The sequence below is a fragment of the Aliagarivorans marinus DSM 23064 genome, assembly GCF_000429485.1.
Classification (GTDB): Bacteria; Pseudomonadota; Gammaproteobacteria; order Enterobacterales; family Celerinatantimonadaceae; genus Aliagarivorans; species Aliagarivorans marinus.
Map to the genome: position 1 here is coordinate 343,449 of NZ_KE386907.1, position 26,029 is coordinate 369,477.

The 26,029-nt window shown below is 47.3% G+C and carries 24 protein-coding genes; 12 read left to right on the plus strand and 12 right to left on the minus strand.

Annotated features, from left to right (window positions below):
- Positions 1–37 precede the first annotated feature (37 nt).
- The 6 genes from G461_RS0115960 to G461_RS0115985 form a co-directional block, all read right to left on the minus strand.
- Positions 38–319, minus strand: coding sequence for an integration host factor subunit beta (locus G461_RS0115960; RefSeq protein ID WP_026958001.1), 282 nt, complete (start codon positions 317–319; stop codon positions 38–40).
- Between the two features lie 109 nt (positions 320–428).
- A complete protein-coding gene (gene rpsA, locus G461_RS0115965; RefSeq protein WP_026958002.1) occupies positions 429–2,102 on the minus strand; it encodes a 30S ribosomal protein S1 in 1,674 nt (557 codons plus the stop codon).
- A 102-nt stretch (positions 2,103–2,204) separates the two neighbouring features.
- On the minus strand, positions 2,205–2,885 hold the full coding sequence (gene cmk, locus G461_RS0115970) for a (d)CMP kinase (protein WP_026958003.1): 681 nt from the start codon (positions 2,883–2,885) through the stop codon (positions 2,205–2,207).
- A gap of 126 nt (positions 2,886–3,011) precedes the next feature.
- Positions 3,012–4,370, minus strand: a complete 1,359-nt coding sequence (locus G461_RS0115975; RefSeq protein WP_026972589.1) for a sigma-54-dependent transcriptional regulator — start codon at positions 4,368–4,370, stop codon at positions 3,012–3,014.
- Positions 4,370–5,413: a sensor histidine kinase gene (locus G461_RS24460; protein ID WP_051333610.1), complete on the minus strand. Its 1,044-nt coding sequence runs from the start codon at positions 5,411–5,413 to the stop codon at positions 4,370–4,372. Before G461_RS24460 ends, G461_RS0115975 begins: the two co-directional genes overlap by 1 nt.
- Before the next feature lie 250 nt (positions 5,414–5,663).
- On the minus strand, positions 5,664–7,121 hold the full coding sequence (locus G461_RS0115985; protein ID WP_026972590.1) for a sigma-54 dependent transcriptional regulator: 1,458 nt from the start codon (positions 7,119–7,121) through the stop codon (positions 5,664–5,666).
- A 350-nt stretch (positions 7,122–7,471) separates the two neighbouring features.
- On the opposite strand from G461_RS0115985, the gene pseB reads away from it, so the two are divergent.
- Genes pseB through G461_RS25605 form a run of 12 tightly spaced genes read left to right on the plus strand, consistent with a single transcriptional unit; the run spans position 7,472 to position 20,506 of the window.
- Positions 7,472–8,467, plus strand: coding sequence for a UDP-N-acetylglucosamine 4,6-dehydratase (inverting) (gene pseB / locus G461_RS0115990; RefSeq protein ID WP_026972591.1), 996 nt, complete (start codon positions 7,472–7,474; stop codon positions 8,465–8,467).
- On the plus strand, positions 8,460–9,602 hold the full coding sequence (gene pseC, locus G461_RS0115995; protein ID WP_026972592.1) for a UDP-4-amino-4,6-dideoxy-N-acetyl-beta-L-altrosamine transaminase: 1,143 nt from the start codon (positions 8,460–8,462) through the stop codon (positions 9,600–9,602). The genes pseB and pseC overlap by 8 nt, the downstream gene beginning before the upstream one ends.
- On the plus strand, positions 9,599–10,306 hold the full coding sequence (gene pseF / locus G461_RS0116000) for a pseudaminic acid cytidylyltransferase (RefSeq protein WP_026972593.1): 708 nt from the start codon (positions 9,599–9,601) through the stop codon (positions 10,304–10,306). Before pseC ends, pseF begins: the two co-directional genes overlap by 4 nt.
- A gap of 58 nt (positions 10,307–10,364) precedes the next feature.
- Entirely contained in the window at positions 10,365–11,114 is a 750-nt protein-coding gene (locus G461_RS0116005) for a class I SAM-dependent methyltransferase (protein WP_026972594.1), read from the plus strand.
- Positions 11,115–11,160: 46 nt separating this feature from the next.
- Complete coding sequence (locus tag G461_RS24465) at positions 11,161–11,706, plus strand: adenylyl-sulfate kinase (protein ID WP_051333611.1); 546 nt, start codon at positions 11,161–11,163, stop codon at positions 11,704–11,706.
- Positions 11,696–14,029, plus strand: a complete 2,334-nt coding sequence (locus G461_RS0116015; RefSeq protein WP_026972595.1) for a PEP-utilizing enzyme — start codon at positions 11,696–11,698, stop codon at positions 14,027–14,029. Before G461_RS24465 ends, G461_RS0116015 begins: the two co-directional genes overlap by 11 nt.
- Positions 14,026–14,643 carry a gamma-glutamyl-gamma-aminobutyrate hydrolase family protein gene (locus tag G461_RS25600; RefSeq protein WP_051333612.1) on the plus strand — a complete coding sequence of 206 codons (618 nt, stop codon included), beginning with the start codon at positions 14,026–14,028 and terminating at the stop codon, positions 14,641–14,643. Before G461_RS0116015 ends, G461_RS25600 begins: the two co-directional genes overlap by 4 nt.
- The gene (locus G461_RS24475) at positions 14,625–15,359 is read left to right on the plus strand and encodes a phosphocholine cytidylyltransferase family protein (protein WP_035480452.1); all 735 of its coding nucleotides are present in this window, start codon (positions 14,625–14,627) and stop codon (positions 15,357–15,359) included. Before G461_RS25600 ends, G461_RS24475 begins: the two co-directional genes overlap by 19 nt.
- On the plus strand, positions 15,350–16,921 hold the full coding sequence (locus G461_RS0116030) for a glycosyltransferase family protein (RefSeq protein ID WP_157360341.1): 1,572 nt from the start codon (positions 15,350–15,352) through the stop codon (positions 16,919–16,921). The genes G461_RS24475 and G461_RS0116030 overlap by 10 nt, the downstream gene beginning before the upstream one ends.
- A gap of 16 nt (positions 16,922–16,937) precedes the next feature.
- The gene (locus G461_RS0116035; RefSeq protein ID WP_026972597.1) at positions 16,938–18,485 is read left to right on the plus strand and encodes a CDP-glycerol glycerophosphotransferase family protein; all 1,548 of its coding nucleotides are present in this window, start codon (positions 16,938–16,940) and stop codon (positions 18,483–18,485) included.
- A gap of 43 nt (positions 18,486–18,528) precedes the next feature.
- Complete coding sequence (locus G461_RS0116040; protein ID WP_026972598.1) at positions 18,529–19,647, plus strand: glycosyltransferase family 2 protein; 1,119 nt, start codon at positions 18,529–18,531, stop codon at positions 19,645–19,647.
- Between the two features lie 28 nt (positions 19,648–19,675).
- Complete coding sequence (locus G461_RS25605) at positions 19,676–20,506, plus strand: TylF/MycF/NovP-related O-methyltransferase (RefSeq protein WP_051333613.1); 831 nt, start codon at positions 19,676–19,678, stop codon at positions 20,504–20,506.
- Positions 20,507–20,584: 78 nt separating this feature from the next.
- On the opposite strand, the gene G461_RS24485 is transcribed toward G461_RS25605, so the two are convergent.
- From G461_RS24485 to G461_RS0116075, 6 genes are read right to left on the minus strand one after another with little or no spacing between them, the layout of a single operon-like run.
- On the minus strand, positions 20,585–21,454 hold the full coding sequence (locus G461_RS24485) for a phosphodiesterase (protein ID WP_051333614.1): 870 nt from the start codon (positions 21,452–21,454) through the stop codon (positions 20,585–20,587).
- 18 nt (positions 21,455–21,472) lie between these two features.
- The gene (locus G461_RS0116055; protein ID WP_084429307.1) at positions 21,473–22,627 is read right to left on the minus strand and encodes an acyl-CoA reductase; all 1,155 of its coding nucleotides are present in this window, start codon (positions 22,625–22,627) and stop codon (positions 21,473–21,475) included.
- Positions 22,606–23,670, minus strand: a complete 1,065-nt coding sequence (locus G461_RS0116060; protein ID WP_035480456.1) for a LuxE/PaaK family acyltransferase — start codon at positions 23,668–23,670, stop codon at positions 22,606–22,608. Before G461_RS0116060 ends, G461_RS0116055 begins: the two co-directional genes overlap by 22 nt.
- Entirely contained in the window at positions 23,660–25,018 is a 1,359-nt protein-coding gene (locus tag G461_RS24490) for an AMP-binding protein (protein WP_051333615.1), read from the minus strand. The genes G461_RS0116060 and G461_RS24490 overlap by 11 nt, the downstream gene beginning before the upstream one ends.
- Positions 25,015–25,761 carry an SDR family NAD(P)-dependent oxidoreductase gene (locus tag G461_RS0116070; protein ID WP_026972601.1) on the minus strand — a complete coding sequence of 249 codons (747 nt, stop codon included), beginning with the start codon at positions 25,759–25,761 and terminating at the stop codon, positions 25,015–25,017. The genes G461_RS24490 and G461_RS0116070 overlap by 4 nt, the downstream gene beginning before the upstream one ends.
- Positions 25,751–25,996, minus strand: coding sequence for an acyl carrier protein (locus tag G461_RS0116075; RefSeq protein WP_026972602.1), 246 nt, complete (start codon positions 25,994–25,996; stop codon positions 25,751–25,753). Before G461_RS0116075 ends, G461_RS0116070 begins: the two co-directional genes overlap by 11 nt.
- Positions 25,997–26,029: the final 33 nt, after the last annotated feature.

A 26,029-nucleotide genomic window follows, 5' to 3' on the forward strand; every position in this document is an offset into this window, starting at 1 on the left:
CTAAATTAAACCAGCATATCAACGCGAATAATACGCGCTAGAAGTTGTTTACCCTTTCGCGCAACTCTTTGCCGGGTTTGAAATGAGGTACATGTTTACCGTTGAGCTCTACCTTCTCACCGGTTTTAGGGTTGCGGCCAACACGTGGCGCACGATAGTGAAGAGAAAAACTGCCGAAACCGCGGATTTCGATACGGTCTCCAGACTGCAGGGAGGCAGTCATCTGCTCTAAAATTTCCTTTATCGCCAGTTCCACCTCTTTGCTGGTGAACTGGATGTGTTTACTGGCAAGCTTCTCGATCAGATCTGACTTGGTCATCAAAACGCTCCGGATGATTAAAGAAAACTATAATCAGTGTAGATAATGAACTAAGGGGGGACAAGTCCCCCCTATAATTCAATTGCTTAAATCAATTTAGAGAAATTGATTATTCGCCTTTCAAAGCAGATTTGAATGCGTCAGCCATAGCGTTACCCAACTGAGCGTCTTCTTGCTTGTTCAGGCTAGCCATTGCTTCTTTCTCGTCAGCTTCGTCTTTCGCACGGATAGACAGGCTGATTACGCGGTTCTTGCGGTCAACGCCAACGAACTTGGCTTCAACGCTTTCACCAGCAGAAAGAACTTGAGAAGCATCTTCAACGCGGTCACGGCTGATGTCGCCAGCGCGCAGGTAACCTTCAACGCCGTTAGCCAGCTCGATGGTTGCGCCTTTCGCGTCTACTTCAGCAACGGTACCAGTTACGATAGCGCCTTTCTTCAGGTCGTTCAGGAAGTTGTTGAACGGATCTTCAGCCAGTTGCTTAACGCCTAGAGAGATACGCTCACGCTCTGCGTCAACTTGCAGAACAACAGCTTCGATTTCGTCGCCTTTCTTAAAGTCGCGAACCGCTTCTTCACCTTGAACATCCCAAGAGATGTCAGACAGGTGAACCAGACCGTCGATGCCGCCGTCAAGACCGATGAAGATACCAAAGTCAGTGATAGACTTGATCTTACCAGCAACTTTATCGCCTTTCTCGTGGGTGCTAGCGAACAGCTCCCATGGGTTAGCTTTACACTGCTTAAGACCCAGAGAAATACGACGACGCTCTTCGTCGATGTCCAGAACCATAACTTCAACCAGGTCACCCACGTTAACAACTTTAGATGGGTGAATGTTTTTGTTGGTCCAGTCCATTTCAGAAACGTGTACCAGACCTTCAACGCCATCTTCGATTTCAACGAAGCAGCCGTAGTCAGTCAGGTTAGTTACACGACCTTCCAGACGAGCACCTTCTGGGTAACGGTTAGCGATTGCTACCCATGGATCTTCACCCAGTTGTTTCAGGCCTAGAGATACGCGAGTACGCTCACGGTCGAATTTCAGAACCTTAACGTTGATTTCATCGCCAACATTTACGATTTCGCTTGGGTGCTTAACGCGCTTCCAAGCCATGTCGGTGATGTGCAGCAGGCCGTCTACGCCGCCCAGGTCAACGAACGCACCGTAGTCGGTAAGGTTCTTAACGATACCTTTAACTTCTTGACCTTCTTGCAGGTTCTCTAGAAGTTGATCACGCTCAACGCTGTTTTCGGTTTCGATAACGGCACGGCGAGAAACAACTACGTTGTTACGTTTTTGGTCTAGCTTGATTACTTTGAATTCAAGCTCTTTGCCTTCCAGGTGAGCAGTGTCACGAACTGGGCGAACGTCAACCAAAGAACCAGGTAGGAAAGCACGGATGCTGTTAACTTCAACAGTGAAACCGCCTTTAACTTTACCGTTAATTACACCGGTAACAGTCGCTTGCTCTTCGTAAGCACTTTCAAGCTGGATCCAAGCTTCGTGACGCTTAGCTTTCTCACGAGAAAGCTGAGTTTCACCGAAACCATCTTCTACAGCGTCAAGGGCAACATCTACTTCAGCACCTACTTCAATTTCAAGTTCGCCAGCAGCGTTCTTGAATTGTTCTGCAGGGATAGCAGACTCAGACTTAAGGCCTGCGTCTACCAGTACCATGCCATTTTCAATACCTACAACGGTACCTTTAACGATAGAACCTGAACGGAATTCCAGATCCTGTAGTGACTCTTCAAAGAGTTGAGCAAAAGATTCAGTCATGTTTAATATACATAAATAAAAACGTCCACCTGGCTATCCGGCCAGTTGGGGTTATTAATATACACCCACTCATCCTTGTGCAGGTGCTCCAAATCCCGGAGATTACCGGGTTAGTTTGGCGTCGATATGTTCTATCGCCGCCTGCACCACTTCCTCAATAGAAAGCGATGTTGAATCAATAACTAATGCGTCTTCAGCGGGTACCAAAGGGGCAACACTACGGTTGCGATCGCGATGGTCACGTTCTTTGATCTCGCTCAAAAGGCGCTCAATGCTAACGTCAAAACCCTTACTTTGCAACTGATTATAGCGACGCTGGGCACGCTCTTCGGCACTGGCGTCTAAAAAAATCTTGGCAGGGGCGTCAACAAATACCACCGTTCCCATATCACGGCCATCGGCAATCAGGCCTGGCGCTTCACGAAATGCGCGCTGACGGCGCAGTAAGGCTTCGCGAACGCGGGGGAAGGCTGCAACTTTAGATGCGGCGTTACCGGTGGTCTCGGTGCGTAGTTCTCGGCTGACGTCTTCGCCTTCGAGGAGTACCACGTTTTCATCGCCGTGGATCTCAAAGCGAACATCGAGGTGGGAAGCCAACAAGCTCAGCGCTTCTTCGTTATCTAGCGCCACATTGTGATGCATCGCCGCGAGTGCCAGTACTCGGTAGATAGCACCGCTGTCTAACAGCGCCCATTGATAGTGTTGCGCCAACTTTTGACACAAGGTGCCCTTGCCTGAGCCACTTGGACCGTCGACGGTGACAACAGGAGCAGAATGGGGCATGGAACCTCCGTAGGAAAAATAAGCGAAATGCGCCCGATAAAATACGAGGCGCATTATACGCGAAACTATAGTTGAGGGATCTTTTTTTTACTAAACAGTAAGTAAGCCCTTATTGTAGACGCCCTGTTAGGCTGGAAGTTCGACGCCTGATTCGCGGATCCGAGCAAGCTTGTAGCGTAGGGTGCGCGGGCTGATGCCTAAACGCTCAGCGACATCCTTACGTTTGCCATTGCAGGCTTTCAAGGTTTGCAAAATGATCTGCTGCTCTTGGAACTTTAACTCGTTCCCTAGCACCTCAGCGCCAGCACTTTGTTCAGCAACAATATCTGCCGGCTCGATAGCCGCGGCTGTCGGAAACTCGTCATCCCCTAGCCCTTCGATAATCAGATCGTCTGCCTCAATCAACTCGCCACAGGCCAAAATCAAGGCGCGCTGCATAACGTTATCGAGTTCGCGCACATTGCCCGGCCAGCTGTGGCTAAGTAGCTTCTGTACCGCATCCGGGCTGAAGCTAAAGTGTTGATCCGGTTGGTGGCGGACTAACAAGTGTTCTGCCAGCGGGATAATGTCACCGGGTCGCTGCTTAAGTGCGTTCCAGCGCAGTGGGAACACGTTCAAACGGTAGTACAAATCTTCACGGAAGTTACCCTCGTCCACATAGCTGCGCATATCGCGGTTACTGGTTGCCAGTACCCGAACATCGAGTGGGATTACCGTGCGGCCGCCTAAGCGCTCAACTTCTTTTTCCTGCAGCACCCGCAGCAGCTTGGCTTGCAGGTTAATGTCCATCTCGGTGATCTCATCGAGCAGGATAGTGCCGCCCTGGGCCAGCTCAAACTTGCCCGGACAAGCTTTAACCGCGCCAGTGAAGGCGCCTTTCTCGTAACCAAATAAGGTGGCTTCGAGCATATTGTCGGGGATGGCGGCACAGTTAATCGCAATAAACGGGGCGTCTTTACGTGGCGAATTATTGTGAATAAAACGCGACAGCACTTCCTTACCGGTGCCACTGGGGCCACTAATCAACACCGACGCTTCCGAGCCTGCCACTTTTTCTGCGAGCTTTAGCAGCTTTTCAGTGCTCGGGTCGCCGTAAACCGGCGAGTAGTTCTCAGGCTTGCTTGGCGAAGCGTAACGACTCACTTGGTTAAGCAGCACCTCGGGCGCAAACGGCTTAGCGATATAATCAACCGCACCATCGCGCATGGCGTTTACCGCATCATCAATCTTTGCGTAGGCTGTCATCAGGAGCACAGGTACAGTGGACCAGCGTTTCTTGATGTTCTTCAGTAGGTTTAACCCGTCCATACCCGGCATTTGAATATCGCTGATTACCAGATCAACTTCACGTTCGTTAAGCCGGATCAGTGCTTGCTCGGCGCAATCGGCTTCCACCACCGAATAACCGGACAACATAAGGGTATCAACGAGGGCTTCGCGCAAGCCCGCGTCATCTTCGACGATAAGAATAGTGGACGCTGTCATTATTGTTCTCCTACTGCAGTTAAACGGGGCGATACATCTTTAAGAGGAAGTTGGACATCGAAACGCACCCCCTTCCCTGTGTTAGTTGCTGTAACACGCCCGTTATGGGCCTGGGTGACCGTCTTCACCACCGCGAGCCCTAAGCCTGTACCGTTTTGTTTTTTTGTATAGAAAGGTTCGAATATCCGCGGCAGATCTGCCTCGGCAATACCACCCGCCTGATCTTCGATACTCACATTCAGTTGTGAGTCGTTGCAATGCGCGTGGATTAGAATCTGTTGCTGTGGCTGACTTGCCGCTATCGCGTTATCGACGATGTTGCAAAGTGCTGACACCAAGGTGTGCGGGTTCGCCAATATGGTGGCCTCCTCTTCTGGCATCACCACTTTTAGGTTAACGCGCCTAGTGTTAGCCGCCGCTTCCATCGCTCGCTCCAGCCGGACCAGCAGGTCATCTACCGAAAAATCGGTAAGCTGCAGCTCTGAACCACTGCGAGCAAATAGCAGCATGTCGTTAACCTGGGCTTCCAGATCGTTGAGCCGGTCCATCAGCTTGCCCTGAAAGCTGCTGCGTGCCGGTTCAGCCAAGGTGCGATTTGCCAAGTTGGAGCCATATAAAATGGCAGCCGATAACGGCGTTCGAATTTGGTGAGCTAGTGATGCCACCATCTTGCCAAGCGCCGACAAGCGTTGAAGCTTCGCCACATTGTTTTGTAGCGCACGGGTTTCGGTTAGGTCGGTCAGCACTATGAGTTGGCCGCGGGAGTCTGCCAGTGGCGAGATCTCGAGTTTCACCTTACGCCCATTGGCCAAGCTTAACTCGTGACCATCATCGGCCTGAGGAGAAAAACGACTGGGAATAAGGTCAATCCAGCGTTGCCCTTCAAGCGGCTCGCCCAATAGCGATTTTGCCACCTTGTTGGCTTTGGTCACGAACCCACGAAAATCGAGCAAGATGAGTCCCGAGGGCATCACCTCGAAGATCTGGCTGAGATCGGTGTGTTGTAAATCTGCTGTACTACTGTCCTGGCTGCACTGTGGCATCGATGACTCCGCGTCACTATTTTGTTACCAGCCTAATAATACAAATTATGTGCCAAATATATTTTCCTTTATATACATAAGCTTATAACGTCACATGATTGGCATCCGGATGTTTTGTGAACTCCATAATTCATAATAACAGCGCGAAACTGAACAGCGAATCACACTATTTCACCTCTGAGCTACCTCACGCAGGCACAAAAAAGCCAAGGCTTAACCTTGGCTTTTGGGGTGTACGTAGAAGAGCCGGTTAGCCTTTCGACAAGCCATACTTTTTCATCTTCTCAACCAGCGTGGTTCGGCGCATGCCCAACTGCTCTGCTGCACGAGCGACCACCCCATCCTGCTGGTCAAGCGCTTGACGGATTAGCTCCACTTCCATGTCTGCCAGCATTTCTTTGAGATTAACCCCCGACTCAGGCAACTGCTGAGGGAACGACCCCCAGTCGGCATCTTCGTCTAATGGCAGCGGCTCTTCATCAGGCTCTGTAGGCTCAGGGCTATCATCGAAGATTGCCAACAGTGCTTCACGTTCCGCCAGCTCTTTACTGTAGCTTGGCTCGAAAGTATCAGCGTCTATTAGCTGATACTTCATCGGCAGGTCTTGCACATCCACAATCTGATTGGGATGTAAGATCATCAAGCGCTCAACCAGGTTAGACAGCTCGCGCACATTCCCCGGCCAAGTATGCTGCATAAGAGATTCGAGTGCACGCTGAGTAAAGCGCACCACCGCGTTGTGTTCTTCCTCGTGGCGATTTACCAGCTCTTGTAGCAACAGTGGGATATCGTCTTGACGCTCGCGCAAAGCGGGCATTTCGATGGGGAACACATTCAGGCGGTAGTATAAGTCTTCGCGAAACTTCTCTTTTTCAATCATCCGCTCAAGACTACGGTGAGTCGCCGCAATAACCCGGACATTGGCCAAGATGGGCTTACTGCCCCCTACCCGCTCAAACTGGCGCTCTTGAAGCACCCGAAGCAACTTGACCTGCATCGGCATCGGCATATCGCCAATCTCATCCAGGAATAGCGTACCGCCTTCAGCTAGCTCAAACCGGCCTTTACGGGCCGCAAACGCCCCGGTGAACGCGCCCTTTTCATGACCGAACAACTCGCTTTCCAGCAGATCGGCCGGGATAGCGCCACAGTTGATCGGTACAAATGGGCCTTCACTGCGCTTGGAGTGGTCGTGAACTGCTTTGGCCACCACCTCTTTACCGGTGCCAGACTCACCCAAGATCAGAACGTTGGCATCTTTATCCGCTACCTGTTCGATCAGATGGCGGATCTCCTGCATCGCAATGCCTTTACCAATCAAATTTTGACGCAAGCGCTCGCTCTTAGGTTGGCTTTGCTTACCCGGTAAGTGGCTAAGGTAGGTATCGCAATGATGAAGTAGTTGAGTGAGTTGCTCATAGCCGAAAGGCTCTGCCAGGCAGCCAATCAAATTCTGTTTGGGTTCTAAATCGCCGTTTATGGCAACAAAGGCAACCTGCGGCAAGGCCTGCAGACTGCTGTCAAAATTTGGATCGCTGGCACACAAGATACAGCTATAGGTGTACTCAGGTTCTGCGCTCACGATATCAGCCAGTTTGGCCGAGTCACATTCGCGTATGGTTTGGCCGATAAAGCCAAGGATAGTAGTTAGTTGTTTTGAACGTTCTGGGTTACCGTCACACACCAGAACCACATTGGATGCTCGCATCCGTTACCCCTGTTTTATTATTGTTCGCTTGCCTGCGATAGGTTTGGAGATGGGTCATTGTAAACAGGCGTCAATAATTCGCAAGAACGATGTGCCCGCAACGACAAAATTATGACGCAAGCGGCAAAAAACCGCCTTAAATCACAACTCTGGCGGCTATGCTGGACCCGCATCGCGAAAGAACCTAAAACCTTATTCAGCGACTCAGAACTGAATTTGTGTACCTCTTGACCATTAATTGTCAAAAAATACCAAAACAGTCTAAAAGCTACTCAAATATTCCTTTTGTAAATCATAGTGGTACGTTGCTTGCTTCTCATTGCAGCAATAAAAACACTTAGGGCAGTTGTATGTTCAACGGTAAACAGATTTTAATCACAGGCGGTACCGGCTCGTTTGGAAAGCGCTTTATCAAGACCTTGCTCTCTCAGTATGAGCCAAAACGCGTAGTCGTTTACTCGCGCGATGAACTAAAGCAGTTCGAGATGCAGCAAGACTTTGACCAACCTTGCATGCGTTATTTCATCGGCGATGTGCGAGATAAAGAGCGACTCGTTCAAGCAATGCGTAACATTGACTTTGTTGTTCACGCCGCCGCGCTAAAACAGGTACCGGCTGCAGAGTACAACCCCATGGAGTGTATTAAGACCAACATTAATGGTGCTGAGAATGTCATCCACGCAGCACTGTACAACAAGGTTAAGAAGGTCATCGCGCTATCCACCGACAAGGCTGCCAACCCGGTTAACCTATATGGCGCAACAAAGCTCGCCAGTGACAAACTGTTCGTCGCCGCCAATAATATGGCAGGCAGCCAAGGAACCAGCTTCTCTGTCGTTCGCTATGGAAATGTCGTTGGCTCTCGCGGCAGCGTTGTTCCATTTTTCAAAAAGCTGCTAGCTGAAGGCGCAAGCGCTTTGCCAATCACCCATCGAGATATGACGCGGTTTTGGATAACGCTCGATCAAGGCGTGAAGTTTGTCTTCGATAACTTTGCAAGAATGCATGGCGGAGAGATCTTCGTACCCAAGATTCCTTCCGTCAGAATCACTGAGTTAGCAAATGCAATCGCACCAGGGCTTCCATTAGAAGATGTGGGAATTCGACCAGGTGAAAAGTTGCACGAAGTGATGTGCCCTGCAGATGACTCCTATCATACCTACGAGTTTTCAGACCATTTTGTCATCGCCCCGACAATTACCTTTAATAGTCGGAACAACGACTTTGGGTGTAACAAAGAAGGGGAAACGGGTCAGTTAGTCGAGTTAGGGTTTGAATACAACTCCCGCAACAACGAAGACTTTCTATCTGTTGCCCAACTCATCGAGCGCGATCTTTGTGAGTAAACCTCTGTTCTACGGTAAACAGCACATTAGCCAAAATGATGTGGATGCTGTTTTAGATACCCTTAAGTCAGACTTCTTAACGCAAGGACCGAAGGTCAAGCAGTTCGAAGAAGCTCTACGCACAAAAGTGACGGCAGATTATGCGGTGGCCTGTTCCAACGGTACGGCTGCGCTGCATCTCGCCTGCTTGAGTTTGGGCGTAGGCGTTGGCGATGAAGTATGGGTTCCCGCTATCAGTTTTGTTGCCAGTGCAAATTGTGCACTGTATACCGGGGCAACCGTCAGTTTTCTAGATGTGGAGCCTTTATCAGGCAACCTATGCGTCGATGACCTTAGCAAGAAACTCGCAAGAGCCGCCGAGCAAAACCGCCTTCCCAAAGCGGTGGTTGTTGTGCACATGGCAGGCTTGCCTTGCGATATGCAAGCCATAGCCAATCTGTGCCGACCACTTGGTATCGCAATTATCGAGGATGCTGCACACGCCCTAGGATCTACGTACATCAACCAGGCCATAGGTGCTTGTCAATACAGTGATATCACTACCTTTAGCTTTCACCCTGTAAAAAGCATTACCAGCGCCGAGGGCGGCATGGTGCTAACGAACAACCCCGAGTTAGCACAAAAAATAAGGACGCTTTGCTCTCACGGAATTTCAAAGACAAATTTCACCACTGATACTCAGTACCCTAGCTGGTATTACGAGCAGCAAGAGTTGGGTTATAACTACCGCCTTTCAGATCTTCATGCAGCGCTAGGCCTCTCTCAGCTCGATAAGTTAGATGACTTTGTTCACCAACGCCAAGCATTAGCAAGCAGATACAAGCAAGCGCTGGCGGAGCTCACTTGGCAAACCTCACCAACACGAGGAAGCAGTGCCTTTCATCTGGCCATCGCGTTCTTCCCTAAAGACAGACGTGATCAGATTTATCTTGCGCTGAAAGAACAGGGGATCCACTGCCAACTGCACTATATGCCTATCTATCGCCAGCCATATCACGATGTTGGCGCGACTAATTACGTAAGGTTCCCAGGAGCTGAAGCGTATTTCTCTACCGCATTGTCTCTTCCACTATTCCCAGATTTAACCCATAACGACCAAGACAGGGTTATTGAAGCGATTAAGGAACTGATATGACCAAACGTATATGTATCATTCCAGCAAGAGGCGGCAGTAAACGCATCCCAAAGAAAAACATTCGCCCCTTCTTTGGCAAGCCGATGCTCGTACATTCCATCGACATCGCCAAAGAAAGTGGCCTGTTTAGCAATATCGTTGTATCAACCGATGACCGGGAAATCGCCAAAGTTGCAGAACAAGCCGGGGCCGATGTTCCGTTTATGCGGCCAGCTAACTTAGCTGACGACTTCACAGGAACGACGCCTGTCGTAGAACATGCCGCCGCTGAGATTGAGCAGCAAGGCGTTGAATTTGAGCAAGTATGTTGTATGTACGCAACAGCACCTTTCGTACTGCCTAAATATCTACAACAAGGCGCCGATAATCTCTCTAAGGATGGCTGCTTAACTAGCTTTTCAGTGACCAGCTTCCCCTTCCCTGTTCAGCGTAGCTTGATACTACGAGATAAAGGTGTTGCCCCCCTGTATCCCGACCAAATTGCAAGCCGCTCTCAAGACTTGGAAGAGGCGTATCACGATGCAGGACAATTTTACTGGTGGACCAAGCATAGTTTACAAGCCCGAGCCGGTATGTTTGCCACAAGCTCTTACCCGGTGGTGTTACCTCGTTATCGAGTACAAGACATTGACACGTTGGAAGACTGGCAAACAGCAGAATTTTTATATAGCGCTTTGAGTACACGAACTCAGAGCAACCATTAAACACTTAACAGTAACGTAGACTCGCGCTATTCAAGCGCCTAGAACTGGAAATTAGAACATGAAAACAGAATGGGATTACACCAACTTAGCAAAGGCCTACCTCAAGCGTGCAACATACTCTTCAGATGCTATCGACACTCTTTTCGAGCTGGCGAAGATCAAAGCGGGCGATACGGCCTGTGATGTAGGTGCCGGTGTTGCACACCTCACCAAAGAACTGCTTAGCCGTGATTTACAAGTCACCGCCGTAGAGCCTAATGATGAAATGCGAAAATATGGCAAGCTCGAGACCTCAGCCTCAGCAAACGTGACATGGTTTGAAGGTACCGGAGAGCAAACCGGCCAAGCTGACCAAGCGTTTGACCTTGTAACTTTTGGCTCTTCATTCAATGTGACTGACCGCCTGGTAACACTGGCAGAAACTAAGCGTATTCTTAAGCCAAACGGTTGGTTCGCATGTATGTGGAACCACCGCGACCTTGACGACCCATTCCAGCACGAGATTGAGTCAATCATCAAGTCTCATATTGACGGCTACAACTACGGTACCCGCCGAGAAGACCAAACAGAGGTTATCAACCAAAGTGGTTTGTTCGAAGATGTTCACTACATCGAAGGCCAAGTTGAACACTACCAAACTAAGGAAGATCTAATCGAAGCCTGGCGTTCTCACGCCACTCTAGAACGCCAAGCCGGTGATAAGTTCAGTGCCATTATCGATGCAATCCAAGCCCTAGTTGATGGTTACCCAGAAGATAAGATCAAAGTTCCTTACACCACTCGTATGTGGTGCGCGAAACTTAAGTAGTCAGAATTATGGCCACCACTTGGTGGCCTCAAACTAAGTAATGCACATGACAGGACAGGTAATTTGGATCACCGGCATGCCCGGTTCAGGTAAAACCACCTTAGCGCTTGAGTTGGCAGCTCTACTTCAGCCAACCCAAGCCGTTCTTCTTGATGGTGACCGCCTTCGCACAGCATTAAATGATCAAAACTATACCGCAGAGGCTCGAAAAAAATTGTCGATGCAATACGCGGGATTGGCCAAGATGTTAGCGGACCAAGGCCACACGGTCATAGTTGCAGTAGTTGCAATGTATCGAGAGGTTCACGCGTGGAATAGAGTCAACAATAAGACCTATACCGAGGTGTTTCTACGGCCATCACAGGAAGTGCTACTGCAGCGAAACAAGAAAGGCCTTTACAACCAAGGCTCTGATTTTCATCGCGCAGACAGCGCGGAACACCACTTAAACATCGAGTACCCACTAGACGCTGATATCACCTTCGACAGCGGCATTCACCAGCCCGCAGATATGGCTAGAGAATTGCTTAGAAAAATAAACAGCAATGCTCAACCGTTAAGTAAGCCAGGAAACAAATGCCATGCTGAATAACCTAAACCAATCTCCTCTAGCCTTCTCTACAAAAGGCGGCACGCTGCTCTCATTGAGAGATTACGGCCTGCAAAGTGAGATTTTGAACGGCCTGTTGTTGAGCTATCGCGAATTCAAGCAGTGCAATACAGAGCAACTCGAAAATTGCTTTAAGCAGCTTGCTAGCCAACGGCTGATCGTACGCAGTAGTTGTTCACAGGAAGATAGCAGTCAGCAGTCTAACGCTGGCAAGTTCGAAAGTATCAGCAGCGTTGAAGATGCAAAAGGCCTTAGCCGTGCCATCGCAACCGTGTTTAACAGCTATCAAGAGCACCTAAGCGACTCAGAGGTTGTCTTTATTCAGCCACAACTTGAACACGTCGAACACTGCGGGGTCGCCTTTAGCTGCGTGCCCGACTCAGGTGCCCCTTACTTGGTCGTTAGCGAATCTTCTGATGGGGAAACAGACACTGTCACCGCAGGTGAAAGCAATCACTTCTCGACCCATTATTTAGCCGCCAGGGCATCAGCAGAACCCCGACATCAGAAAGTTTGGGATTTACTTGAAGAGTTAAAAATCATCTTCCCTGATACCGAGCTAGATATTGAGTTTGCATTTGTTGCCGGCAACGACCTGCCGTTTCTATTACAAGTCAGGCCACTCATAGTAAAAGGGCGTATCGATACTCAAGAGTTCAAACAAGCGCTCGAGGACATTGCAGCAAAACTTCATACCTTGTTTAAACCCCACCCTTACCTAAGTGGTAAACAATCTGTTCTCGGGGTCATGCCAGACTGGAACCCCGCCGAGATCATTGGTTTGAGGCCCAAACCGCTCGCATTGAGCTTGTATAAAGATCTTGTCACCGACAGTACCTGGGCTTATCAACGTAACAACTACGGCTATAAGAACCTGCGCAGCTTCCCTCTGATGATCGATTTGCGCGGCCTTCCTTATATCGACGTAAGAACCAGCTTCAACTCGTTCATTCCGAATGATCTTCCAACGCAGCTTGCAAATAAACTCGTCGACTACTATCTCGACAAGCTGATGGCTAATCCGAGCTTTCACGATAAGGTTGAGTTCGATATCGTACTTTCCTGCTACAGCTTGGATATTGAGCGACGGTTATCAGACCTAAGAGAAGCCGGATTTACCGAGCTGGAATGCCACACCCTTGCGTCTAGCCTACGCAATCTAACAAACCGTATCATCGATCCACGCTCAGGGCTGTGGATCCAAGATTTACACCGTATTGAAAAGCTCAAGCAACGACAAGCAACGGTCAACGACTCTATTGAAGAACCTGAGCAACGCGTCTACTGGCTATTAGAAGACTGCAAACGCTATGGAACGTTGCCATTCGCAGGCCTCGCAAGAGCCGGGTTTATTGCGGTTCAACTGCTTCAGTCTCTGATACATGAGCAGGTCATCACTGAACAGCAATACCATCACTACCTGCTCTCACTGCAAACAGTCAGTGGGCAGTTGAGTAAAGACTTTCAGTCTTTGGATCGCGCTGAGTTTCTTGTCAAATATGGCCATCTTCGTCCAGGTACCTACGATATCTGTTCTCCTCGCTACGATGCGGCCCCCGATACCTATTTTGACTGGGACAACCCGCCCGCTGCAGAGCAGCAGCATGGAACCTTTGAGTTGAGCAACGAACAGTATCGGAAACTGCATCAGCTACTGGAGCAACATGGTATCAACCACAGCGTTGACTCTTTCCTTCACTTTATTGCATCGGCCATCGAAGGCCGTGAGTTTGCCAAATTTGTGTTTAGCAAATCGCTTAGTGATGCCATTGAAGATGTCGCTTTACTCGGCGATAGGCTCGGCTTTTCGCGAGAAGAAATGGCGTTTGCAGATATCAATGTAATCCGTAATTTTATCGCGTGCGCCGATAGCCCTAAGAAAGCCCTGGCGGTAAGCATCGAGCAAGGCAAGCGCAAACAACTGTTAGCCAATAAGATTCACTTACCGGCACTAATTTGTGGTGTTGATGATATCTATCGCTTCACCTTGTTAGCCAGTGAACCCAACTTTGTCACCCAAGGGACTGTCGATGGCGAAGTCGTGAGCGCAGACTACCAGGGAGACCTACAGGGTAAAATCGTATGCATACCGAGTGCAGATCCCGGTTTTGACTGGCTGTTTGCGAAAGGCATTGCCAGTTTGATAACCGAGTTTGGTGGTTGCAACTCCCATATGGCCATCCGAGCAAACGAGCTCGGGCTCCCCGCCATTATCGGTGCGGGTCAGCAGTTGTATCAGAGCTGGTCTCAAACCAAGCGTTTGCATATCGACTGTGCGAACAAAAAAGTGACGGTTCTCGCATGATCCCTGTGTTGATATCCCAGCAAAGCAATCGCGCTCTTCACGAAGAGCAACACGATTGCCTTGACCAACGCTGGTATGAACTTGCTTTGAAAGCGGGGATTTTGCTTATCCCTGTACCTAATCACCCCGAGTTAATCGAGCCCTTGTGGCTCAGCACAGGTTGCCAAGGGGTTATCCTATCAGGCGGAGGAGAGTTTTCTCACTCACCTGATGATCGACGGAGTCGCTGCGAAGAGTTACTCGTCGCACTGGCTAACAAGCATAAAACCCCGATTCTGGGCATCTGCCGAGGGATGCAAGTCTTGCTGCAACTAGCAGGTGAACCCTTAGTGAAAGTGTCCGGACATGTCCAGAGATCGATGACTATCTCGGTGAACAATCAGCCAACTGAGCTCAATAGCTACCACAACCTAGCCACTTATCAAGCGCCCTCCCCTTATCGCGTCTGGGCGCAAGCACAAGACGGCGTTGTGAAAGCCATCGAACACCCGGAAAACAAGCAAGTAGGAATAATGTGGCACCCCGAAAGAATGGTGCCTTTTGACTCTGCAAACGTCCAATTTTTACATCGTCTATTCGTAACTCAGGAGTATCCGTGCGCGCACTTATTTTAGCCTCAGGACGAGGATCTCGACTGGGGGACTTAACCTCAAACCAGCCCAAGTGTTTCACCGAGGTTGCAGGTAAGCGACTAATCGATTGGCAGCGCGAGTCACTCGGCAAAGGCGGTATACAGAACATAGCCATTACAACTGGCTATTTCAGTGACAGCTTCAATGGTCTATTCCAAGAGCGCTTTCACAATGCAGATTGGGCCGATAGCAATATGGTTTACTCGCTAATGCAAGCGTCGTCGTTGATTGCAGATGAAGGCGCTATTGTCAGTTACTCCGACATCATCTACTCCGCTGACGCCATAACGCGTTTGTCTCAAAGTAACGACGACATCGCCATTGCATACGACCCCAACTGGTTAGAACAGTGGCAAGCTCGATATGACAATCCACTCGATGATGCTGAAAGCTTTTCGATGGACCAAGGTTACCTCACAGATATTGGACGAAGAGTTAACTCGCTAAGCGAGATAAATGGGCAATATATGGGATTGCTCAAGTTCACACCTGCGGGCTGGCATATCGTGAGCCATTACCTCGATTCACTCAGCGAAGATGCCCGCAAACGCTTAGATATGACCTCGTTGCTGCAACAGTTAATACAGCAAGATGTTAAAATTGGGGCCGTGGCGATAACCGACGAGTGGGTAGAAGTCGACACCCCTCAGGACTTAGAAGTCGCCTCTCTGACAGTCCCGGATTTCAGTTGGACTTAGAACGCATGAAAACGGGTCAATCAATCGCTATAGCCGGCACTGGAAACTTCTCTGTTAATCTAGAAGCACTCTGCCGCGAGCATGATTTAAATGTTGCATTCTTTGTCGATGAGTTCCGCACCGACGCATTTTTAGGAAAGCCTGTATATCAAGCAAAACACATAACGGGTTCGCTAATAGATTCCATCAGTTGTGTGCTTATTGCAATCTCTCACCCTGAATATCAAGTTGCCGCTGCTGAGCGCCTGCAAAAGCAAGGATTCAGCGACAACAGAATTTTTACTCTTGCTGACGATCCTGCGTTACAGATTTTACAACTGCTGTTAGAGCGTGATGCCGATGCCTTACGTGCTGCGATTGGGAGCGAAGATTTCAATAGCTTGGAGCAGATCGAGGCACATTTCCTAGGTCACGATTGGCGAAAGACCATGTCGAGTTTAGATCCTAGCAAGCAAAACGTGGCTCTGGGCTACTACGGAAGAGGGGGTGGCTTTCGTCGTCATATAAGTCCGCTAATCCCCCATTTGTCGAAACGATTCAATGTCGTGAGCATGTCGGATGAGGTTATGAAGCGAGCCGAAGAGTCGAAACACCATCTCTATATGAGTGCGTCAACGGCTAGTGAGCAGTCATTTATCGACTTAAGCATCTCTGCCCACATCTTTAACTGTGCGCCAAAACATGTACCAAGAGTGAGTTTTTCCCACGTCATCTACGACTTTAATCTGATGGGCGATTATCACGCGGCGAGAATCGGCGAGCCAGACACTCACTATTTATTTGCATCATCTCGACCTTGTTTTGATTGGTACAAAGACCTTATTTCGCGTCACCAGCTCAAGAACAAGCTTTGCATTATTCCTGGGGGCTACCTTCAACTGGACAACAACATTGCACGTGTAAATGAATATCAAGGAGAACGCGACAGCATTCTTTACGCTCCGACTCTCGCCCTTGCTGACTACCCCAATAAAGAGCTGGCCAGCAGCATAGAATACGCACCTGAACTAGTAAGAACCTTGCTTGAAAGCTTTCCACATAAGAAAGTGATTGTAAGACCTCACCCTAGTGATCTTCGTATGTACAAACTACAGCGCAAAGATCAATTAAGCGAGGTATTCACTGAGTTACTAGATATCTGCTCGAGTCACCCTCGTTGCGTTCTAGATGATAATCCGACCAGTTACATCAATAGCTACCAGCGTAGTTGCTTGATGGTATCAGATACATCTTCTACCGCCTTCACCTACGCGTTTAGTACTGGCAGGCCGGTGGTGTTCTTTTCTCCTAAAGAGTCAGATTTGCTATGTAACATAGGTAAAGATTTGAAGTTTATTGACGACCGTTCAAATATAGGAGCAATAGCAAAAACATGCAAACAGGTAAGCTTATTGGCATCAGAGCTTCTCTCGAAAAATGGTGAGGAGACCAACCAAGCAACTAGCTTTAGGGATAAAGTTATTTTTAACCCTGGGGAATCAGCGAATTATTTCTTGAATAACATCGAGTTTATCATCAAAGCAAAAAAACACCCTGATTGGCTCTACATTAATTGGGAATAACCAAAGAGTAAATAATATGGAATGCCGTATAGCAATCGTTGGCGCAGGTATCTTTGCGCACAATATTTCGAAAGTATTCTCGAACGAGAGCTTTTCACTAAAGTATATAGTTGATGAATTCAAAAAAGGGGACTATTTGGGCGCCCCTGTAATTGCTGCAGCTGACTTAAGCATTGAAAAGCAAAAAAAAATTGACAAATATGTTATCGCCATATCTACCGAAGAGTACCGTATTGCTGCGATAGACCGCTTAGCAAAACAAGGAGTTAGAGCTGAGAAAATATTCCCAATAGATGATGATCCAAGCATACCTATACTACAGCTGATTTTCTCTCGTTACTTCAGCATGGCGCTACCATATTTTGTCAGCGAGCAATGCACTGATATGTATAGCCTAGAAAGATATTGTTTTGGAGAGACATGGGAATCAACGTTAAATCGCTTAGATCCTTCAAAGAAAACTCTTGCTTTTGGTTTTTATGGTAGAGGTGGTGGGTTCAGGCGCCACCTTGGTGGACTGATAGAGCCACTTAAATCACAATATAACGTTATTGCACTAATGGATGAAGAAGTTTCAGGTTACAACTTTGAAGTACCAGAATTACTAATTGGTCCAACAAGCGCTAGAAATTTCAATGCTATTGACGCATGTTTGACAGCTCACTTCATCGCTTGCTCTCCTGAAAACAAACCAAAGTTAAATATGCTTCATACTAGCTTTGATTTCATACTGGAGCCTGGTTGGATTGCAGATAGATTCGACACCGCTGATCCACATTACATATTCACTTCGACAAGAGCCACATTTGAATGGATGCAAGATCTTGTAAAGGAGCACAAACCAAAAGGAAGGATATGCCTCATACCAGGAGGATATACAAGACTTGATGACAACTTAAAACACGCTGAAAGCTATCAGGGTAAAATAGATAGTATTATCTATGCTCCTACACTCTCACTGAATGCAGTGGCAAATTACGAGCTAACTTACTCATCTCCTTATAGCCTAGATATCGTCACTTCATTATTGAATAACTTCCCTGAAAAAAACATAATATTTAGACCACACCCAAATGATTTGACAATGCTATTAGATGGTAGGAATGACAAACTTGCAGAACCATTTATTAAACTTCTTGAGCTCTGTGATTCTGAGCCAAGGTTGATATTAGATGGAATGCAAACGTTCTACATGGACAGTTACAATAGATCTTCCGTTATGGTAAGTGATACTTCATCAACAGCATACACGTATTCCCTATCAACATTACGGCCAGTTGTTTTCTTCTCACCTAAAGATAAAGAAGTAACGACTCTTTACTCTAAACACTCGGCATTCATTAGGGACCGAGAAAAGATTGGGAAGGTGGCAAGTGATACTTACGAATTGGTAAAGCACATAAACGAAATGCTTACTAATCAGAGTGAATGGAAAGAAAAAATCCAGCAGTATCGGAGTGATGTTTGCTTCAATATCAGGAAAAGTGAACAGTACCTAGTAGAAAATATGCATCACATTATTAACAATACTCGCCATGATGATTGGCTATACTATAACTGGTAGTCTCAATTGAAAAATTGCAAAACAACATTTACTTGGATTATTAATGTCTTCTAACCTACCTCTTGTGACAATTGGCATATCCGCTTACAACGAAGAAAAGCTAATAGACCGGGCTATTAATAGCGCGCTATCTCAGACATACTCAAATATAGAAATAATTCTTTTTGATGACGCTAGCAGTGACAATACTTTAGGTATAATGAGACAGTTTGGAGAGTCCAACCTCGGGGTCAAAGTATTTTCCACCAATGTAAATAAAGGTCTAGCTCATGCTAGGAATAGGATAAAAGAGGCCGCAAATGGTGATTACTTAGCGTGGCTTGATGCAGATGATGAGTACCGACCTAACAGAATTTCCAAACTTGTAAACACAGCGCTCGAGTCTAAAAGTGATGTAACAATCGATGGCTATATTGTTGTCAATGAAAATGGAGAAGAAATAAAAAGGCAAACTGTAAAAAACAAGTTTGACTTTGACTCAAAATACACATCCCTATTTGAACGCAACTTTATGTTACCACACCCTCTTATATCTAGGCGTTGCTTTTCATCCATTAACTTTGATGAAACTTTAGAAGCTTCAGAGGATTATGACTATTGGTTAAAATGTAGTACTCATGGATATTCATTCACAAGCATCAAAGAGTTCAATTTAGTGTATACGTTGCGGACAAATTCAATGAGCTCATCTAATTCAAAGAACATGGACAGCACCAGAAAAATACTAAGTAAGTATGATGTCGTTTTTTTAGAAAAGCTATTGAAAGAACGCAACTTCAGCACGGGCTATATTAATAAAGCATCATGTTTGTTTTCGATATTCACCGGATCATTTGAAAAAGCCATCTCATACTCTAAGAAACACTGGGAGGATGACCCAGACAATGATAGAGACTTTTACATCGGTACTTTATACGCCTTATCAAATAACTTTTACAAAGCAAAATATCACCTTGAAAAACATTTATCGAGACTCCCAGAATCTCCTGCAGGATATAACAACCTCGCAGTGGTAGTTAACAACCTAAGCTCAAAATCATTGAGCAAAAAGTTAGTGTCTAAAGCACTTGAAATTTTCCCCAGCTATACAGACGCGAGTACGAATATGGTGGACCCTAAAAAACTTACACTCACACAAATATCTATAAATAAAAGCAGATAATTAATTATTGAGAACTTGCAGGCTAGCTATGAACAACAATCTAGATGAATTAAATTCCAAAATAGATAAAATTCTTGAGTTCCTAGACATACAAGAGCATCGTCTAACAAATGAAAATGCGGTATTTAAACCAGATACCTTACATAAGCTTATCGCTGACACATGTCACTCTGTTTTTCGGGATGCGATCTTAAATAGGAGTTCTTACGATTCAGCAAGTGACTATATGCTCAATAATATTGCTGTGGATGGAGCAAAAATGTTTCGCTCAGCTTACATACCGCGCAAATACGGGCATATGGATTATGACAGTAGGTACGATCTGTTTCGGCATTCACTATCAAAAATCAGTAAGGACAACAGCATTGCACTTGAATTTGGTGTGTATAGGGGTGGCTCTATTGAGTTTATGCTGCGTTATGTTGATATGCATATTTATGGGTTTGACAGCTTTGAAGGTTTACCTGACCACTGGTTTTCTGGAGACCAGTCAGGTAGGTTCGATTTGGGAGGGCTAGCTCCGGCTATTGATAGTAAACAAGTAACTTTAATCAAAGGTTGGTTCAAAGATACTGTTGATAACTTTTTCAATTCAAATCGAGAATCTGATGTAGGATTCATTCACTTTGACTGCGACCTTTACTGCTCACATAAAGACATATTCGAAGCACTCAGCAAGAATAAGGTTAATTTGGATGGAACCATTTGCTTGTTCGATGAGTATATAAATTACCCAGGCTGGCAGAATGATGGCTTCAAAGCACTGCAGGAGTTCGTCGCACAAACGGGATGGAAGTATCGATATATAGGTTACACACCTAGATATACCGCTGCGGCTATCGAGTTTTTCCGCAACTAAGGCTGTTTGGAGAAGGGAGTGATTAAGCTCTCTTCACTCCCCCCCGAAACTAGCAGCCATGAATTGTAGAATTTGGAGTTATCTATCAGCCCCGCTAGGATATAACTTCCTATACTCACCCTTAAACCTTTCACTTAGTTCACCAGAATCACCTATCAAATCAATAACATTTACATTGACTAAACTAAGATGACTAACCAAGTTACCATCTGAAGGAATGTAGTGGAAGAACAAAGATAAAGGCTCATCTGAATATAAAATTGAGTAACTGTTATTTTTGGATAAAGACAGTGATATCGAACAATGTATACTTGGTGCGCAAACGACAGGGATGTTAGAAATATTGCTAACAACCATTCGATGCACATGCCCACAGCATACTGCTTCGATGTTAGAGTATTTTCTCAACAAATCAGCGAACTCAACTGAACCATATAACCCTATAGAGTCAACCCAATCAATACCAATACGGACAGGAGGGTGGTGCATGAAGATCATCGTCGGCTTTGCAGTGTCCTCTTGCAAAGTCTTGTCCAACCATGCCAGGCGATGTTCGCACAGTCGTCCATATGGCTCACCAAAGAGTGAGGTGTCCAAGCCGATCACTCTTACGGGATAGTGGTCAATTGAGAACAGCACATGATTCTCTCCTCTTGCTGGCAAGTAATCATGATCATCAAACACAGCGAGTAGGTTTTGTCGACGGTCGTGGTTGCCCGGTATAACGACGTATGGAGACTTCAGTCTATCAAGGATTTCACGAAGTGCTTGATACTCTTCAACCCAACCATCTTCTGCTAAGTCCCCACTAACAACAACTAGATCGATTTTTTCATCAAAGGTGTTTATATGGTCCACGCAGGCAATAAGTCGACGAGTCTCGCCCAAATCACGTTGCTTTTTCTTACTCACCCCGTAATGAATGTCTGTCAACTGCGCTATTAACATAACACCAAGTCTTCCCTGTCATTTTCTGTCCGTTTGCTCGGCAATCAAATCTATGCCATCCCAAACCCAATCATGTACCAAGGCTTGCCCAGGGCTAACGAATCGATCAGCCAAACTGCGCTTCTTAAGCTGCGCCCTATCCTCTTTGTCGCAGAGCATTACGCATGTTTGGGGAGCAGCGGAGAACCCGAAGCTCTCAATTGCCCCTTTCTGCGCATGCCAATGCAATAAGTGGCCATTCTCAGGTTTTACTCCCTTCGCTAGTATAGGAACCGGTAATTCACATACTTGCCAATTGCCAAAGCGTTTAAGACGCAACTCTGGTTGCTTTAACGATAAAAGCTGCGTTGATATCTGCTGCTCAATCACGTTGGGAAAGCTTGGTTCGACATTGCTGAGGAGGGTCGATAACTTTATAAAAAACTCGTCGACCAGCTCAACATCCCCCATCGTCAGGACAAGAATGGGCGAGGAGCACGCTTTTTGGCCGTAAGTTGCTATGTCGACAGCTATTCCAGATAACAAGCTGAGCTGTTCATTTTCCTTAAGCGCCGACCAGTAATCCAAATCGACAATCGCATAAGAACGCCTGTCGGCAAAACATAAGTCGTTTACCTCTTCCCCAACTGAGTACCGTTGGAATACTTCAAGAGTCTTATCCCCTCCCCACATTACGCGGTTGGCAGAAAGCTCACTAAATCGCTGATTTAGCTCATCGGAGTGTGGGTATTGAACAAAGCGAACCCGGTCTCTTACTTGGGGGTGATCTACCAGTACATTAGATAAAGTGCTCAGCAAAATAGCTTGCTCGTCAGTAATTCTTGAAGATAGGCGAACAATACTTGGACACCCAGCAAGCAAACTGGTCACCCACGAGTACACGGCTACAGTCGCAACGTTTGAAGGGCTTAGATGAAAAGACAGACCGCGTCCAATGCTTTGCTCGGCTGCGAGTCGCCTCTTTTGGCTTAGTACAGCATTAGGCCTTATGAAGAAACCGAGACTAGCAAGATTGGGTTGGCTCTTGCTCAAGCCCATCAGTGCACTGGATAATTCTTTTAGGAATGCTAGGGAAGCTGAATCAAAAGAAGCGAACGGGCGAGAAGAAAAAGCGTCCCAAGAGGTTTCACCACATAAGAACGAGATCCCTGTTACTGGAAAGTGTCGCTGCATCCTCGCACCTCCACCTTTGGCAGTCTTCCTAGCACTTCAAAATAACGCCCCTTGCGCCCACAAGGGCAGTTATCTTCACCCAATATTCGTCCTAGGTCTTCAGTCAACAAGCTGTGGCCGGGGTAACTCTTTGCTAAGTTGGAGAGCACTTGTATCACGCCCTCTTGCCCTACCTGACAAGGCTTTAAATCGCTTTTGCTGCGTACGATCAGATCTGCAAACACCGGACTATGTAAATGGCCATGTTCACACTCGACAAAAATACTGCCGGTTTGCTCAACCATCCCATAAAAATTATGTACTTTAACGTTGCCAACAGCACTGTGAACAGTTGCTTTAAACGTCGGATTATCAACAGCTTTGTCTTGAAGTTTTTTCCAGCCACCGCTGTGAAACAGAAAACCCTGTTTCAACGCTAATGACTTGCCGGCAGCCTCTAGAGGCGCTAACAAGTATTGCCATACCATGAAGGTAAATCCAAAAATGAGTACCGGCTGATCACGATACTTCTCAGCAAACTCGCTGACTTCACGCCAACGCAAGTTCATCCGTTCATCAAGCGCAAAACAGTGATCACGCCCCATGAAGGATAAACCTTGAACCCCCGCACCACGCGCAGAATACCCTGCCTTGTTTGCGCTTAAGCCCCGGTGGTCGATGATCAGCATTGGCAAACGTTGCTTACCAATCCACTCTTTCATTATCTGCACCAAGGCTTTGGATTGCAGACTGGCGGTATCTCGGTCCAGCACCACTTGCGACACGACTTGAGATGTTGTACCTGAAGATGTCATCACCTTAAATACTTCTGACTCCTGCACACTACTTAGCTTTGTGTGCTTGAATAGCCTGACCGCTAATGGAAACAGTTCGGAATAGTTCGTAGGCTCTTGCGAGTATCCTTGGGCATCAAGTAAGAGCTTATACTCTGGGCAATGTCGATAGTGATGTTTGCTCAACGCACTCAATTCATCCAGCAAGACACGTTGCTTTTGCTGTTGCTCTAAACCATATATAGGGAAATCAAATAGTCTAATTGGCATCTACGAGTTCCTGCACAGCGACGAGGTCGAACTTGCCGTTAGCCGTCATGGGTATTGGAGATACAACGTTAACTCTCACAAGAGCAGGACTAACTCCATAATCAGCCAGTATTGATTTGGCCCGTTTCACATAGGCCTTATCACCTACTGTTACGCACAAAGCGTCATCTTCTCCGGTGCAAACCAGCTCTGCACAGTCCAAGCGAGAACTAAGTTGAGATTGCAGATCATCAAGGCTGAAACGTTTACCATTTAACTTAATCATTCTTTTTAGCCTACCAGTGATGTAGTAACGGCCATCTTTTTGGTAAGCCAGGTCGCCTGTATGCAGCACATTTGTGCCACTAGACTTCGCCAAATCATCCACCTCGGATGCGTAACCTAGCATCACATTGGGACCTCTATACACTAGCTCTCCGCTTTGCATGTCTTCGGTTAATGTTACGCCTAATTCATCTTCCAGCCAAAGCTCGCCACCGGGAATCGCATTACCTATCGAGCTCGCATGTTCAACTACATCTTCAGGCTCAAGATAGGCGATTCTCGGACTGGCTTCTGTTTGTCCGTACATAACGTAAAAACTCAGCGCGTGCTCCTTGGCATACATGGCAATCTTTGCCACCTCAGTGGCCGCAAGTTTGCCACCAGCCTGGGTCAAAGTCTTAATCGTACCAGGCAACCCGCGCGCAAGGCCGACTCGCAATAAGAACTGATAGCTAAACGGTACCCCTGCGAAACTACTTGCTTTAAAGGTATTTGCAGCCCGCCAAAGCGCCTTGCCCATCAGGTTTGGGTCTGCAAGTATCACCGAGGCACCAGCGAGCAGGTGCGAACTCACGATGGAGAACCCATACGAGTAGGCTAGAGGTAGGCTGAGTAACCCCCGCTCTTGCGGGGTGATCTGCAAATACTCTGCAATAGAGCGAGCATTGGATGTAAGGTTGTTGTCGCTCAACATCACCAACTTAGCACGCCCTGTCGTTCCGGAGGTCGACAGAAGCATTCGTAAGTCAGGGTTAAGGCAATGAGTGCGCTGACTATAAGCGGTGAACGTGACGGAGTCAGCGGTTGCCAAACACACGAGATTAACTTGGTATTGCTCAATCAGATCCTGCCACTGAGCTGATTGGTCCAGGAGCACGAAGGGAAAACCATTTTGCCAACAAGCCAAACACGCAACTATGGCGTTCACACTGTTATCTACCCGTAGCGCAATCAGAGGGCGCTCTAGAGGGCATTTCAGCCGGAGCGTCCCAACAAAACCTTGCATCTCATCCACCAACTCAGCAAAAGTGAGCCTGCGCTCCTCACTGTATAAGGCGACGTCTTGACTTGGAGAAAGAATCATAAATGCAAACCACCATCAACCGCGATAACTTGGCCATGGATGTAGCTTGCTGCGGGGCTCACTAAAAAACAGATCAACTCGGCCACCTCTTCGGGCTGCCCCACTCTGCGCAAATCTGTGTGTTCTGCCGTTGTCTGCCGGACCTCTTCGGTAACCGCGTCAAGTAGCGGAGTATCTATGATACCGGGGCTCACAACATTCACTCGGATGCCCACAGGCCCTAGCTCTCTTGCCAACGCTTTACTGAACCCCTCAACCGCGCCTTTGCTTGCCGCGTAACTTGATTGGCCGGGTTGCCCTTGGCTGGCGACCTGAGAGCTGACATTGACGATCGCGGCGCCTTTACTCCGCAGCATCATCCGGCTAGCCAACTGGCAAACCAACATGGTCGCGACAGTGTTAACCTGCAACTGTTGAGTAATGGATTGCCGCTTGGTGAGCATAATGCTAGCGGGCTGCATCACACCGGCGCAGTTAACTACCGCAGCTAACGAGCGCGTAGACTGGTTCAACTCACGGAACGCTCCAGCAATCTGGGTTTCATCTTCGAGATCACAGACAAGCACATGCGATTCTTGGCCGGAAACTTGTTCTATTTGGGCCACCAATGATGAGAGCGCTTCACGGCTTCGACCTATCAGCGCCAGTTTATAGCCCGCGCGGGCTAAGCTAAGCGCTGTCGCATTTCCGATTCCACTAGAAGCCCCCGTAACGAGTGCCCAAGGATGTGATTCAGCCTTCAAAGGTTACCTCGTACTTTGCGAGGATCTCCTTGCACTTAGCCACCGAGCTCATATCGATGATGTCATCCATATCAAGCATGACATCGAAACACCCTTCTAGCTCAGCGACTAGCAGCATATGCGCAGTCGAATCCCACTCAGGGATACTGTTATAAATTAATTCATCTTTTACCGCCTCTGGAGCGATTTCCAAAATACGGCTGTATACGTCGATAAGTTTCTGATTATTTGTCATTTATTTAACCGCTTATTCTAAGTGTTCTGATCC